Source organism: uncultured Granulicatella sp., assembly GCF_963528195.1.
Taxonomy (GTDB): Bacteria; Bacillota; Bacilli; order Lactobacillales; family Aerococcaceae; genus Granulicatella.
Genome location: NZ_CAURVN010000005.1, coordinates 14,095 through 29,083, shown reverse-complemented (window position 1 = coordinate 29,083; position 14,989 = coordinate 14,095). Strand labels below are relative to the sequence as shown.

General features: G+C 33.2%; 15 protein-coding genes, 1 pseudogene and 1 riboswitch. Of the genes and pseudogenes, 11 read left to right on the top strand and 5 right to left on the bottom strand.

The annotated features are described in order from the left end of the window. Positions 1-67 precede the first annotated feature (67 nt). From rpsP to rplS, 5 genes are all read left to right on the top strand, one after another. Entirely contained in the window at positions 68-340 is a 273-nt protein-coding gene (gene rpsP, locus RWR88_RS02660; RefSeq protein WP_006702874.1) for a 30S ribosomal protein S16, read from the top strand. 39 nt (positions 341-379) lie between these two features. Further along, the gene (locus RWR88_RS02655; protein ID WP_314450551.1) at positions 380-625 is read left to right on the top strand and encodes a KH domain-containing protein; all 246 of its coding nucleotides are present in this window, start codon (positions 380-382) and stop codon (positions 623-625) included. Between the two features lie 135 nt (positions 626-760). Further along, positions 761-1,276 carry a ribosome maturation factor RimM gene (rimM, locus tag RWR88_RS02650; RefSeq protein WP_314450550.1) on the top strand — a complete coding sequence of 172 codons (516 nt, stop codon included), beginning with the start codon at positions 761-763 and terminating at the stop codon, positions 1,274-1,276. A 1-nt stretch (position 1,277) separates the two neighbouring features. Continuing rightward, complete coding sequence (gene trmD, locus RWR88_RS02645; RefSeq protein ID WP_314450596.1) at positions 1,278-2,024, top strand: tRNA (guanosine(37)-N1)-methyltransferase TrmD; 747 nt, start codon at positions 1,278-1,280, stop codon at positions 2,022-2,024. A gap of 263 nt (positions 2,025-2,287) precedes the next feature. Then, positions 2,288-2,635 carry a 50S ribosomal protein L19 gene (rplS, locus tag RWR88_RS02640; RefSeq protein ID WP_314450549.1) on the top strand — a complete coding sequence of 116 codons (348 nt, stop codon included), beginning with the start codon at positions 2,288-2,290 and terminating at the stop codon, positions 2,633-2,635. A 49-nt stretch (positions 2,636-2,684) separates the two neighbouring features. Here rplS and RWR88_RS02635 read toward each other — a convergent pair whose 3' ends face one another. Both RWR88_RS02635 and RWR88_RS02630 read right to left on the bottom strand, forming a co-directional pair. Beyond that, a complete protein-coding gene (locus RWR88_RS02635) occupies positions 2,685-2,948 on the bottom strand; it encodes an NINE protein (protein WP_314450548.1) in 264 nt (87 codons plus the stop codon). A 111-nt stretch (positions 2,949-3,059) separates the two neighbouring features. Next, positions 3,060-3,884: a hypothetical protein gene (locus RWR88_RS02630; protein ID WP_314450547.1), complete on the bottom strand. Its 825-nt coding sequence runs from the start codon at positions 3,882-3,884 to the stop codon at positions 3,060-3,062. Between the two features lie 164 nt (positions 3,885-4,048). Continuing rightward, positions 4,049-4,125, top strand: a riboswitch (SMK box riboswitch). Between RWR88_RS02630 and metK the strand changes: the two genes are divergently transcribed. Then, positions 4,123-5,292: a methionine adenosyltransferase gene (gene metK / locus RWR88_RS02625; protein WP_314450546.1), complete on the top strand. Its 1,170-nt coding sequence runs from the start codon at positions 4,123-4,125 to the stop codon at positions 5,290-5,292. It overlaps the preceding riboswitch by 3 nt. 42 nt (positions 5,293-5,334) lie before the next feature. Here metK and RWR88_RS02620 read toward each other — a convergent pair whose 3' ends face one another. Continuing rightward, positions 5,335-5,478 carry a DUF4044 domain-containing protein gene (locus tag RWR88_RS02620; protein WP_314348606.1) on the bottom strand — a complete coding sequence of 48 codons (144 nt, stop codon included), beginning with the start codon at positions 5,476-5,478 and terminating at the stop codon, positions 5,335-5,337. A gap of 167 nt (positions 5,479-5,645) precedes the next feature. Between RWR88_RS02620 and gndA the strand changes: the two genes are divergently transcribed. Continuing rightward, the gene (gene gndA / locus RWR88_RS02615) at positions 5,646-7,079 is read left to right on the top strand and encodes an NADP-dependent phosphogluconate dehydrogenase (protein WP_314348607.1); all 1,434 of its coding nucleotides are present in this window, start codon (positions 5,646-5,648) and stop codon (positions 7,077-7,079) included. Positions 7,080-7,305: 226 nt separating this feature from the next. Here the strand turns inward: gndA and RWR88_RS02610 are convergent, their stop codons facing one another. After that, on the bottom strand, positions 7,306-7,524 hold the full coding sequence (locus RWR88_RS02610) for a YjzD family protein (protein ID WP_314450544.1): 219 nt from the start codon (positions 7,522-7,524) through the stop codon (positions 7,306-7,308). 144 nt (positions 7,525-7,668) lie between these two features. Between RWR88_RS02610 and RWR88_RS02605 the strand changes: the two genes are divergently transcribed. The 3 genes and pseudogenes from RWR88_RS02605 to pyk all read left to right on the top strand — a co-directional run. Then, positions 7,669-11,007: a DNA polymerase III subunit alpha gene (locus RWR88_RS02605; protein WP_314450542.1), complete on the top strand. Its 3,339-nt coding sequence runs from the start codon at positions 7,669-7,671 to the stop codon at positions 11,005-11,007. A gap of 101 nt (positions 11,008-11,108) precedes the next feature. Beyond that, a complete protein-coding gene (gene pfkA / locus RWR88_RS02600; RefSeq protein ID WP_314348610.1) occupies positions 11,109-12,074 on the top strand; it encodes a 6-phosphofructokinase in 966 nt (321 codons plus the stop codon). Positions 12,075-12,091: 17 nt separating this feature from the next. Beyond that, positions 12,092-13,501, top strand: a pseudogene (pyk, locus tag RWR88_RS02595) (pyruvate kinase); the annotation flags it as partial. A gap of 448 nt (positions 13,502-13,949) precedes the next feature. On the opposite strand, the gene lexA reads toward pyk, so the two are convergent. Next, entirely contained in the window at positions 13,950-14,573 is a 624-nt protein-coding gene (gene lexA, locus RWR88_RS02590; RefSeq protein ID WP_314348611.1) for a transcriptional repressor LexA, read from the bottom strand. Between the two features lie 148 nt (positions 14,574-14,721). Here lexA and RWR88_RS02585 point away from each other — a divergent pair, with 148 nt between their 5' ends. Then, on the top strand, positions 14,722-14,970 hold the full coding sequence (locus RWR88_RS02585; protein WP_314348612.1) for a DUF896 family protein: 249 nt from the start codon (positions 14,722-14,724) through the stop codon (positions 14,968-14,970). Positions 14,971-14,989 lie beyond the last annotated feature (19 nt).

Genomic DNA, 14,989 nt, shown 5'->3' with positions numbered 1-14,989 from the left:
CTTTACAACTGATTTTTTTTCTGATAATATATCTAACTGTGAGATGAAAACATGGAGGTGTAAAAAAATGGCAGTTAAAATTCGTTTAAAACGTATGGGATCTAAGAAAAATCCTTTCTACCGTGTAGTAGTTGCAGATTCACGTTCTCCACGTGATGGACGTTTCATTGAAACAGTTGGTACTTACAACCCAGTTGCAAACCCAGCACAAGTTTCAATCAACGAAGAATTAGCATTAAAATGGTTAGCTAACGGAGCTCAACCTTCAGATACTGTTCGTAACTTATTATCACAACAAGGTATCATGAAGAAATTCCACGAATCAAAGTTTTCTAAGTAATTTTTCTCATCGAGATAATTCGGTAAAGAGGTGAAAAGAATGCCTGATATTCGTGAATTAATTTTAGCAATCGTTCAACCATTGGTTGATTTTCCAGATAATGTAACAATTGAAGTTGCAGAATCAGATGAATTTTTAGAATACACATTACGTGTGAATTCTGAAGATATTGGACGTGTTATTGGAAAACAAGGACGTGTTGCTCGTGCAATTCGTACAATTGTTTATAGTATTCGCACTAGAAACCAAAAACGTGTTCGTTTAAGCATTGAAAACAATGACTAGAAAAAAGTTCAACAATTTCGCTTAGGAGTTGTTGAACTTTTTTTATACCTTCCGCTCAAAATGGATTTTGTTTGCAATTTTGTTTGCTTCTCACGTATGATAACAGTAATGAATTGTGAGGAGGAAGTAGAAAAGATGTCACAATATTTTAAAGTAGGAAAAATTGTTAATACACAAGGATTAAAAGGGGAAGTTCGTGTAATTTCTACAACGGACTTTGCAGAAGATCGCTATCAAAAAGGGGTAGAATTAGCTTTATTTAGAGATGGTGAGTTTGAAAAATTACTTACGATTAAAAGCCACCGACGCCATAAAAATTTTGATTTATTAACATTTGAAGATCATCCTCGAATTGAAGATGTGGAAGGCTATAGAGATTGTTTATTAAAAGTGTCAAGCGATGCTTTAGAAGAATTAGAAGAAGATGAACTATATTATCATGAAGTAGTTGGTTTAGAGATTATTACAGATGAAGGAGAACATTTAGGAAAAGTATCTGAGATTTTATCTCCAGGCTCCAATGATGTATGGGTTGTAAAACAAAAAGGGAAGAAAGATTTGTTAATTCCATTTATCGAACCAGTTGTTTATAAAATCGATAAAGAAAATAAGCAAGCTTTTATTCATGTATTAGAAGGGTTGTTTGACTAAAATGAGAATCGATGTCTTAACATTATTCCCTGAAATGTTTGCTCCAATGGAACAATCGATGATGAAGAGAGCTATTGAGAAAGAAAAAATTACATTTGATACGATTGATTTTAGAGACTTTGCATTTCATAAGCACAATCGAGTAGATGATTATGTCTTTGGTGGAGGAGCCGGTTTATTATTAAAAGTTGAACCGATTGACCGTGCATTAAAAGATTTAGAACAGAGAACTCCGGAAACTAAAAAGAGAGTGATTTTACTAGATCCAGCAGGGAAGAAATTTAGCCAATCTGATGAAGAAGAATTAGCAAAGGGAGAACAATTAGTTTTTATTTGCGGTCATTACGAAGGATATGATGAACGTATTAGAATGCTCGAAACAGATGAATATTCTATTGGAGACTTTGTGTTAACGGGTGGAGAATTAGGAGCTATGGTGATGATTGATGCGACGGTTCGATTAATTCCAGATGTACTTGGCAATTACGAATCAGCTATTGGGGATTCTCATTCGATGGGATTATTAGAGCATCCTCAGTATACTCGTCCACGAGAATATGAAGGAATGGAAGTTCCAGAAGTATTATTTAGTGGAAATCATGCCAAAATTGCAACTTGGCAGAAAAAAGAATCCTTAAGAAGAACGTATCAAAGAAGACCCGATTTATTAGAAAGTTATTCATTAGATAAAGAAGAAGAAAAGTTACTACAAGAAATTATTCAAGAAGAGAGTATGAATGAGAAATAATCGAATAACGATGTAGTACAAATAGTTCATTAAAAGTTGGAAAATAGATTTGGTATTCCTTAGATGATTTACATGTATTATCCTTATATTGTATGACTTTAGAACACTAAAAAAATTTAAAAAAGTAAAGTGAAAATACTTTACAACTAATCATATCTGTGATAAACTCTCAAAAGTGGATAGGAGACTATCCATATAAAACGATATTCCGCTGGTTGGACATTCGGCCAAATCATGAATGTTTGTTGGAAGGAGAAAAAAACATGAGCAAATTAATCGATAGCTTAACACAAGAACAATTACGTTCTGATATTCCTTCATTCCGTCCTGGGGACACTGTACGTGTTCACGCTAAGGTAGTTGAAGGAACTCGTGAGCGTATCCAAATCTTCGAAGGTGTTGTTATTAAACGTCGTGGTGCTGGTATCAGCGAAACTTATACAGTACGTAAAGTTTCTAACGGTGTTGGTGTGGAACGTACATTCCCATTACACACTCCACGTGTAGCACAAATCGAAGTAGTTCGTTACGGTAAAGTTCGTCGTGCTAAATTATATTACTTACGTAACTTACGTGGTAAAGCAGCGCGTATCCAAGAACGTCGTCGTTAATAGAAAGACAAAACCCCTTGAGCAATCAAGGGGTTTCTTTTTATACATTTTAATTGTATGGAATAAAAATATCTCCATATTCATTAGTTGGTTTGAAAATTGTTGCAATAAATCTAAAGAATGCAATAATTGAAGGAATGAATGTCCAAGAAAATAAAATTGAAAGAATTCCTTTTAAATTTTTCCCTTCATAAAAATAATGAATTCCAAATCCACCTAAAAAGAACATTAACACTAATAAAATAACTTTATTCACATATCTGCCAGGAATGTATCCACGATTATTATTTGGATCATAAGAGTAGTTTGCCATCTTGAGTTCACCTCACTTTTATTTTTAGTTATCGTAACATAGAGTGAATATACAAGCAATTATTAAAATAAAAAAATAAATCCCTTCATCTTTTACGACGAAGGGATATTTCTATAATTGATAAAAAATTCCAATTAAAATTGTTAATAATGTCGCGTACCAATAGAAATAGGTGCTAATTCTACTTGGTTTTGCAGTTCTCTTTAAAAGAATATGGTATAGTATTGGAATAATTCCACTGATACCAATAAGAATTAATGCAAATAATGAAAAATGTGTTCCTACTACATAAAAACTAATTGGATAAGCAATTAACCAGCATAAGTTAAAAATAAGAGATAAAAACATACTCCAAACAGGATAGTCTAGTTTCTCAGGATTATGTCGTTCAACTGATTTTTGTTTAAACTGTATCATACTAATTCCAAAGATTGCATAGCATAAAAATACTTGGAAAATACTATTTGGAATTTGATTTGTAATTGTATAATACATTAAAAAGTTTCCAACTGTGAATTTTGCTAAAGCATTCAATAGTACATGATATGCATATGCAGGATGATTTGATTGTAAATGGAAAATCCAACTATGATTTACTCCGACAACTAAAGCTGCAATAATTCCAATTCGAATTCCAAAAGTTTGTACAAAATAAACAATTGGTAGCAGTAATAAAAAATTTGTTAAGAGTAGTACAACGGATTGCCCACGTTTTGGAACTTTATAAAATTTAGAATACATCATTTCTTGTAAGTTAATGATAAACAAGAAAAAATATAATACGAGTAAGCCAGAAAGTGGAATAGCATTTGTTTTAATGGCTAGGAAAAAACCTAAAAATGAATAACTGATTGGAGCTAACAATATACCCCATAATGGATTTGTCAATTGCTTCATATAAGGTATTTCTGGATGTACCATAGAATTTGCGGACATATAAATTACCTCGAAAATACTTTTTTATTTTCATGATAGGTAAATTAATCTAGCTTGTCAAGCAATATTTAAACGATTTCATGACATTTTCACAAAATAAATGTATAAAAAAGAGAAATAATACTAGGAATTTTTAAAAATAATGCTATAATGGTTTAGTCTTAAAAAAATATGATATTCCCGAGAGGATACACAACGTGTAGATGCCTTGTAACCGGAATTGAATGGGGGAAAAACAATGGAAAAAATTTTATTTACATCGGAGTCAGTTACAGAAGGACATCCCGATAAAATCGCAGACCAAATTAGTGATGGAGTATTAGATGCTATTTTAGCTCAAGATCCAACCGCTCGTGTGGCTTGTGAAACAGTCGTTAATACAGGTTTAGTCGTATTAGTTGGTGAAATTACAACAACAGCAACAGTCGATTATCAACAAATTGCAAGAGATACCATTCGTAAAATTGGTTATGCTGATCGTAAGTATGGCTATGATGCGGATAGTGTTGCCGTAATGGTTTCTTTAGATAAACAATCACCTGACATTGCAATGGGGGTTAATGATGCTTTAGAAACTCGTGGACAACAAGAAGAGTTTGGTGCTGGAGACCAAGGGTTAATGTTTGGTTTTGCAACAAATGAAACAGATACTTACTTACCAATGCCAATTTACCTAAGTCATCAATTAGCTTATCAATTAGCAAAAGTTCGTAAAGAAAAACAATTAGATTATTTAGGACCAGATGGTAAAGTTCAAGTAACTGTTGAATATACAACAGACCATAAAGTAAAACGTATTGATACGATTGTTGTCAGTACACAACATGATGAAGAAATTTCTCAAGAACAAATTCATCGTGATATTTTAGAGTATGTTGTCAAACCAGTTGTACCAAGTGAATTATTAGATGATGAAACACGTTATTTCATTAATCCAACAGGAAAATTCGTAATTGGTGGACCGGTTGGAGATTCTGGATTAACAGGACGTAAAATTATCGTAGATACTTACGGTGGATATGCTCGTCATGGTGGAGGAGCATTCTCAGGAAAAGATGCAACAAAAGTTGACCGTTCTGCAAGTTATGCTGCACGTTATATTGCTAAAAATGTAGTAGCTGCAGGTTTAGCAGATAAATGTGAAATCCAATTAGCTTATGCAATTGGGGTAGCTCAACCAGTATCGATTTCTGTGGATACTTTTGGAACAAATCATGTTTCAGAAGAAAACTTAATTGCTGCGATTCGTAAAGTATTCAAGTTAACTCCAAAAGGAATTATTGAAACATTACAATTACGTAGACCAATTTACCAACAAACTGCTGCTTACGGACATTTTGGACGTAAAGATGTAGACTTACCATGGGAACAATTAGATAAAGTAGAGGCTTTAAAAGCTGAATTCTAATAAAAAAACGATTATAACATTTGAGTTATAATCGTTTTTTTACTATTTATAATTCATAACAGTCATTGCAAATTGGAATACAATTACGCCTAATGTTGCTAATAACATAAACCATACAACAACACGAGTGATTTTTTCCATTGTTGAAAGATTACGTTTTTGTTTTTTACTTGGTTTTCTTGACACTAATATCTCTCCTTTAATTTGAATCATAGTTAGTTTACATGAATTAGAGCAAATACTCAAGTAGTATTGTCAATGAAAACTTGCTTTTTATGCAAATAGCTTTCCTAATATTGTAAATTTTGGTATGATATGTAAGTAAATTAAATTAATTATTGGAGGAATTTTAAATGTCAAAACAACAAATTGGTGTCGTTGGTATGGCAGTAATGGGTCGTAATTTAGCTTTAAATATTGAAAGTCGTGGATATTCGGTTTCAATTTTTAACCGTTCATCTTCAAAAACAGATGAAGTTATTGCATTACATCCAGACAAAAAATTAGTTCCAACTTATACAGTGGAAGAATTTGTAGCTTCATTAGAAAAGCCAAGAAGAATTTTATTAATGGTTAAAGCTGGGGAAGCAACAGATAAAACTATTCAAAGTTTATTACCACATTTAGATAAAGGTGATATTTTAATTGATGGGGGAAATACATTCTTCAAAGATACAATGCGTCGTAATGAAATGTTAGCTAATTCTGGCATTAACTTTATCGGTACAGGAGTTTCTGGTGGAGAAGAAGGAGCATTAAAAGGTCCTGCAATTATGCCTGGTGGTCAAAAAGATGCGTATGATTTAGTAGCACCAATCTTAGAAGAAATTGCTGCTAAAGCTGATGATGGAGCACCATGTGTAACTTATGTTGGTCCAAATGGAGCAGGTCATTATGTAAAAATGGTTCATAACGGAATTGAATATGGTGATATGCAATTAATCGCTGAAAGTTATGATATTTTACGACGTGTAGGTGGATTATCAGTAGAAGAAACTGCAGAAGTATTCAAATCTTGGAATACTGGTGAATTAGATAGTTACTTAATTGAAATTACTGCTGATATTTTAACGAAAAAAGATCCAGAAACAGGTAAACCAATGGTTGAAGTGATTATGGATACTGCTGGTAATAAAGGGACTGGTAAATGGACTTCTCAAAGTGCGTTAGATTTAGGTGTGCCACTTCCATTAATTACAGAATCAGTATTTGCACGTTATATTTCTACATTAAAAGAAGAACGTGAAATTGCTAGTAAAGAATTATCTCCAATTAAAGTTCCTGAATTATCTAATACTGAAAAACAAGCGTTAATCGAATCAGTTCGTAAAGGTTTGTATTTCTCTAAAATTATGAGTTATGCGCAAGGATTCGCTCAAATGCGTGTAGCAAGTGAAGAGTTTGATTGGAACTTAAATTATGGGGAAATTGCGAAAATTTTCCGTGCTGGATGTATTATTCGTGCTCAATTCTTACAAAAAATCACAGATGCATTTGAACGTGATCCAGAATTGAAAAACTTATTATTAGATAAATACTTCTTATATGTAACAGAATCTTATCAAGAAGCCGTTCGTGAAGTTGTTGTGACAGCTGTTCAAGCAGGAATTCCTGTTCCAACATTCTCAAGTGCATTAGCTTACTATGATTCTTATCGTTCAGAAGTTTTACCAGCTAACTTAATTCAAGCGCAACGTGACTACTTTGGTGCACACACTTATAATCGTGTGGACAAACCAGGAGTTTTCCATTTCGAATGGGCGCAAGAACGTGAGATCGAACAATAATAACCATGATTTTAATAAGACTAGTCTATAGTAGCCAGGACGCAAGCAGCCAGCGAAGCTGTCTCATTGCTAAATTTCGAGCCTAGGTCTCGAAATTTCCTGTACTAGAAGCCAAGAGGCTTCTAGTACTGGGGCTACTATGGACAGTCTTTTCTGTTTCTTCATTCATGAATGAGGAGACGTAATTTCTAATAATAAAAAAAGCATCTCCCTTGAGATGCTTTTTTTATTGATGTTCTTGTGGTGCAGTTTTAGTTGGTTTCATAAAGACATGTTGAATGAATACAATTCCACATGAAACTAAAACTCCAACAATAACTGCATTTGTAAAGTTATATGGAGATTGTGCTAATGCTGAGCCTAAATAATAGGTTACTTGACTTAAAATAAATCCCCAAACAAAAGTTACGAGGTATTTCATTTCGACACCTTCTTTCATTTTCATTATAGTCAATCCTACTAATTCATACAAGTAAAATTTCTTAAACTTGCATGAATCAAATTGTTTAAAAAACAACATCACAATATTTGTACAAAATTCTATTCAGCCGTTATAATGAATGAGAAGAAATGATAGAAAGGATTCATTATGACATTTACGATTTTACAAGTTACTAGTGGCTATAGCTTACTGAGAAGTACCATTGATTTATATAAATATGTAATGACTGCTAAGTCATTAGGGTATCAAAAATTAGCCTTAACTGATGAAGGTGTCTTACATGGGGCAATTGAATTTTATAATTTATGCCGTAATCAAAATATTGAACCCATTATTGGTTGTGTATTCCAATATAAGCAATGGAGAAATGCAGAAGTTTTATCTCCAATGATTGTTTATGCAAAAGATGAAATAGGTTATCAATCATTAATCGAATTATCAACTCAATATCAACAAACAAAATTTGTTTCAAAAGATATGGAAAAAATCATAAAAGAATCTTCCGAGCATATACAAATAGTATTCCCACAAGAAAATAGTGAATGGGCATTGGAATGTTCGAATGGAGAAGTAGCTTTTCAACGTTGGTTGTTCGAAGCTGAAGAGCGTTATTTTCCAAATATTCATCTTGGTACTGAATCAAACCAAATTTTACCAATTCCTCTAGAAGAATTAGAAGTATGGGGACAAGATTTTTCGATGAAACTTCTTCCTTTTGTTAAAACTTTCTATTTAAAAGCTGAGGATGATTTTAGTTATCGAGTATTAAAAGCTATTGGAGATGGTGAAACACTAAGTACGACTCAAGCAGAAGTGAGTGGACAATACTATTTACAAGATGAGAAGACATTAACGCAACAATGGTCAACTATATTAAACGGAAAATTAGTTCGTCAATTACAAGCGTTTGTTGATTCTATTAAATGGGAACTTCCAAAGAATGAATTATTACTTCCAAAATTTCAAACACCAGAAGGTAAATCAAGTCAGGAATATTTACAAGAAATTTGTCAGCAATCTTTAAAAGACAAAGAATTAGTAAAAGATGAGTATCAATCTCGACTAAATTATGAATTGTCCATTATTCATCAAATGGGATTTGACGATTATTTCCTAATTGTATGGGATATTATGAAATATGCTCATGAAGCAGGCATTCAAACAGGTCCTGGACGTGGTTCGGCGGCGGGCTCATTAGTATCTTATTTATTGAATATCACTAAAGTTGATCCAATTGAGTATCAATTATTATTTGAACGTTTCTTAAATCCAGAACGATATACAATGCCGGATATCGATTTAGATTTTCCGGATAATCGAAGAGAAGCTATCCTAGAATATGTTCGAAGAAAATATGGGGAAATTCATGTTGCACAAATTGCGACGTTTGGAACTTTTGGAAGTAAACAAGCATTGAGAGATGTATGCCGTGTGTTAGGGCTAACAACAGTTCAAGCGGGAGAATGGTCTAAAGCTATTCCAAATCAACTAGGGATTAATCTGAAAACAGCTTATGAACAGTCAAAAAAATTACAAACATTAGTTTCGAGAAGTCCAAAAAATCAATTGATATTTGAGACAGCTTGTCGAATTGAAGGATTACCTCGACATCTATCAACCCATGCTGCTGGTGTAGTATTATATGATAAACCGTTAACGGATGTCATTCCTTTAATCTATAAAGACCAACAAATGCCAATAACGCAATATACAATGAAGTATGTCGAACAAATTGGATTGTTAAAAATGGACTTTTTAGGTTTAACGAATTTATCGATTTTACATGATTCAATTGAATTAACAAAATTAATTTATCAACATGAAATTATTTTAAATGAAATTCCATTAGATGACGAGAAGAGTCTCGAATTATTCCAAATGGCTGATACAAATGGAATATTCCAATTTGAATCAGATGGGATTCGTCGAGTGCTGAAAAAACTTCGACCAACAAATTTAGAAGATATTGCTGCTGTGAATGCTTTATACCGACCTGGTCCTATGGAGCAAATTGACACCTTTATTAAACGCAAGCATGGACAAGAAGTTGTAAAATATCCTCATCCAATTTTAGAGTCAATTCTTCAATCGACATATGGTGTCATGGTCTATCAAGAACAAGTTATGCAAGTAACTTCTCAAATGGCAGGATTTACATTGGGACAAGCAGATATTTTAAGACGAGCTATTGGGAAAAAAGATGCCAAAGTGATTGAAACAGAAAAAGCTCATTTTATTGAAGGAGCAATCGGAAAAGGGATTGATGTAGCTAGTGCGACAGAAGTGTATCAATATATCGAGAGATTTGCGAATTATGGGTTTAACCGTTCGCATGCATTTGCGTATTCGTTATTAGCGTACCAATTAGCATATTTTAAAGCGCATTATCCACGTGCATTTTATACAGCTATTTTAAGATTTGTCGGAGATCGTTCTCCAAAATTACAAACTTATTTTATAGAAGCAAAACAAAGGGGAATTTCGATTAAAAATCCATCGATTAATACAAGTGTAGGCGATTATACTGCAACAATAGATGGAATTTTTATTGGATTAAATGCCATTAAAGGGTTAAGAAGAGATTTCATTCAAGAAATTCTTATTCTACGTAAAAAAAATGGTCCATTTATTGACTTTATGGATTTTGCATTTAGAATTGGTAAAAGATTTTGTAAAAAAGAAGCCTTAGAGGCTTTAATTGATGCAGGAGCTTTTGATGAATTAGGAAAAAATCGAGCGACATTACGAGCAACTATTGATGCCGTGATTGAAAGTGTGAAATTTCATGGAAGTAATCTTTCTTTAGAATTAAATGAAGAGATGTATCCGAAATATTTTGAAGAAGAAGATAGTAATATTATTGAAAAAATTGAACGAGAAATTGCTGTATTAGGATTTCCAGTTTCTGCTTTTCCAACAGAACCTTATGAAATTTTATATAAAGAACAGAAAGCTGAAAAAATTTCTAATATTTATGAATCAAAACCAGTTTCCGTATTAGGTTTACTCAAAAATATTCGTAAGACTCGTACAAAAAAAGGTGAACCTATGGCATTTGGGACGATTCAGGATGAAACGGGTGAAATGGAATTTGTTGTCTTTTCCGAAGTATATCCTATAGTATTTTCAATGTTAGAAGAAAATGAATTAGTTTTACTAAAAGGAAAAACAAGAAAAAATTTGCAATCTAAGTGGCAAGTACAAGTTCAACAAGTATTAAGTTTGTTTGAAGTAGAAGGATTAGCACAAGCGGCTTCTATAAAGTGCTATATAAAAATCACAGAAAATTTACAAAATAAAGAAGTATTTGATCAAATTAGAAATGTTATCATTAATAATCCAGGGGATACAACGGTTCTTTTATATATCGAGAGTAAAGATCAGGTTCTAAAAATGAATTTTAACTCTGGAATAGTTGTCGATGCTGAGACTTTAAAAGCCTTTTCTAACATTGTCGGAGAAGAAAATGTAAAAATTATAAAATAAAAACCTTTTCATTAATGAAAACAAAAGACATTTCTGTAGAAAAGTGTTAAAATGAGAAAAGAATTGGATGAGTTCCAAAAAAAATTTAAGAGGTGAATAGCTTGAAACGTATTGCTGTTTTAACAAGTGGTGGAGATGCACCAGGTATGAATGCTGCAGTTCGTGCCATCGTTCGTAAAGGAATTTATGAAGGATTTGAAGTCTATGGAATTAACTATGGATTTGCAGGATTAGTAGCAGGAGACATCCGTAAAATGGAAGCTTCTGATGTAGGAGATATGATTGGTCGTGGAGGTACTTTCTTATATTCTGCACGTTATCCTGAATTTGCTCATCGTGAAGGTCAAGAAAAAGGAATCGAACAATTGAAAAAATTCGGTATCGAAGGTTTAGTTGTTATTGGTGGAGATGGAAGTTACCAAGGTGCTGTAGCTTTAACAAAATTAGGATTCCCAACGATTGGTGTTCCAGGAACAATCGATAATGATATTCCAGGTACAGATTATACAATTGGTTTTGATACAGCGATTAATACTGTATTGGATTCAGTAGACCGTTTAAGAGATACTGCAACAAGTCACGTTCGTACATTTATTGTTGAAGTAATGGGACGTAATGCAGGGGATATTGCTTTATGGACTGGTATCGGAAGTGGAGCAGAACAAATTTTAATCCCTGAGCAAAAATTTGACATTGCTGAAGTTGCAAAAGAATTAAAACGTGGTCGTTTAAATGGTAAAAAACACACAATTATTCTTTTAGCTGAAGGAGTAATGAGTGGTGAGGAATTTGCTAAGAAATTATGGGAATATGATGATGATTTCCATACTCGTGTAACAGTATTAGGACACGTTCAACGTGGTGGTTCACCAACTGCTCGTGACCGTGTATTAGCAAGTCGTTTAGGTGCAAAAGCTATCGACCTATTAAAAGAAGGCGTTGGTGGAGTTTGCGTTGGTGTTCGTGGCGAAGAAGTTGTTTATAATGACATCGTAGAAACATTAGCAAATGGAAAACATGTACCAAACTTAGAATTATATCAATTAAATAAAGAAATTTCATTTTAATTAAGGAGTTATTTTTTATGAAAAAAACTAAAATTGTATGTACAATTGGACCAGCAAGTGAATCAATTGAAAAATTAACAGCATTAGCAGAAGCAGGAATGAACGTATCACGTTTAAACTTCTCTCATGGTGACCATGAAGAACATTTAGCACGTATTAATAACATCAAAAAAGTACGTCAAGAAACTGGTAGAATGATTGCTATCTTATTAGATACAAAAGGACCAGAAATTCGTACACATGATATGGAAGGTGGAGCTTTAGAATTCTTCACTGGTGATGTATTACGTATTTCAATGACTCAAGTTTTAGGAACTAAAGAAAAAATTTCTATTACTTATCCAGAATTAATCGATGATGTTCAAGTTGGATCTACTATCTTAATCGATGATGGTTTAGTAGGTTTAACAGTTACTGAAATTGACCATGCAAATGGTGAAATCGTAACAGTAGTAAATAACAGTGGTGTTGTTAAAAACAAAAAAGGTGTTAACGTTCCAGGCGTAAGCACTAAATTACCAGGAATCACTGAAAAAGATAGAGCAGATATCATCTTCGGTATTGAAAATGATATTGACTATATCGCAGCAAGTTTTGTTCGTCGTGCATCTGACGTTCAAGAAATCAGAGATTTATTAGAAGAACACAATGCAACTCATATTCAAATCATTCCAAAAATTGAAAACCAAGAAGGTATTGACAACATTGATGAAATCTTAGCTTTATCTGATGGTTTAATGGTTGCTCGTGGAGACATGGGTGTTGAAATTCCTGCAGAGGAAGTTCCAATCGTTCAAAAAGCTTTAATTAAGAAATGTAATGCTTGTGGTAAACCAGTAATCACAGCTACACAAATGTTAGATTCAATGCAACGTAACCCACGTCCAACTCGTGCGGAAGCAGGGGACGTAGCGAACGCTATCTTTGATGGTACAGATGCTGTAATGTTATCTGGTGAATCAGCAGCAGGGGACTACCCAGTAGAAGCTGTTAAAACAATGGCAAGCATTTGTGTACGTACTGAACGTGAATTACGTGGACAGGATAAATTCAAACTAAAAGCCTATGATGCAACAGATGTAGCTGAAGCGATTGCTCGTTCAGTAGCTCATACAGCTAAAAACTTAGAAATTAAAACAATCGTTGCAGCAACTCAATCAGGACATACTCCAAAAATGATTTCTAAATATCGTCCAAGTGCGAATATTATGGCTGTGACATTCTCTGAACGTCAACAACGTAGTTTAGCATTAGTATGGGGTGTTCAACCTTACGTAATTGAAAAACCAGCTTCAACAGATGAAATGTTCAAGCTTGCAAATGATATCGTATTAGAAAAAGGATTTGCTGAAAAAGGAGAATTATTAATTCTTACTGCAGGTCTAAAAATTGGAGAAACAGGTTCAACAAATATGTTGAAGGTCCAAAAAACATTTTAATATTTGAAATAGACCTTTCTATATAGTAGTAAAGGACGGCAGCAGACTCGCTAAGCGAGTCTCATGCCTAAATTTCGAGCCTAAGGTCTCGAAATTTCCTAGCAAAAGTTGCCAATCTGGCAACTTTTGCGCTTACTACTATGAAAGGTCTTTTCTATTTTGACGGATAATTATGAGAGAGCGTATTGAGAGTAGTTTCTTATAGTAAAAGTCGTAAAGGATGGTGGCAACTTTTGCGCTTACTACTATGAAAGGTCTTTTCTATTTTGATGGATAAATATGAGAGATCGTTTTGGGAGCTGACTTTTCTATAATAGCGAAGGACGGTAGCAGCCTCGCAAAAGAGAGTCTCATGCTTATACTGCTATGGAAAGTCTTTTTTAAAATTAAAAAAACTCTTCGTTTCAAAAACAAAGAGTTTATCATTGATAGATTATTAAAAAATTCGATTACGATAAAGGCTGACTACTTTTCCTAATATTGTTACATTAGGTAAGATGATTGGATCTAATTGATCATTTTCTGGTTCTAAGCGGATGTGATCAGATTCTCTATAAAATCTCTTACATGTAGCAGTATCTTCTTCGGTCATTGCAATCACAATTTCACCATTAGAAGCAGTGGATTGTTTTCGAACAATAACAGAATCACCATCAAAAATACCAGCGTTAATCATACTGTCTCCTTTAATGGTTAACATGAATAAATCTTCTGCATCTTGTTGCAAATCTGGTGGGATAGGGAAGAATCCATTTGCCTCTTCAATTGCTAAAATAGGAGCACCTGCAGTAACGGTTCCCAACATAGGAATAGCAGTGGCAGTAGCGCCAATTGTTTTTAGTCCAAATTGTGTTAATTCAATCGCTCTAGGTTTACTAGGGTCTCGTTGAATATATCCATTTTTTTCTAAACGAGAAAGGTGTCCGTGTACAGTCGATGTTGAAGAAAGTCCAACAGCATTACAAATTTCTCGAACAGTTGGTGGATAACCATGTTCTTTAACTTCTTCATATATAAAACGTAAAACATCGATTTGTTTTGAATCTTTTCCATTTGACATTGTATCACCTTCTCTATTTCTTTTACGTAATCATAGCACAAATTGATTACTAAATCAAACAAATGTTCGTATGATAGAATGTTTTCTTTTTATGCAAATAATGGTATGATAAGAGAGTAATTACAGAATTTTAGAAAGGAAGTCTTATATGTTAGATCCTAAAAAGATCGAAAGAATAAATGAATTAGCTCGTAAGAAAAAAACAGTTGGATTAACTCAAGTTGAACAAGATGAACAATTGTTATTACGTCAAGAATATTTAGAATCATTCCGTGGAGGAATGAGAAATCATATTGAAGGGTTAAAAATTGTTGATGAAGAAGGAAACGATGTAACTCCTGAAAAATTGAAACAAATTCAAAGAGAAAAAGGATTACATAATCGTAACGAAGAATAGTTTTTAATTAAAATAGTGA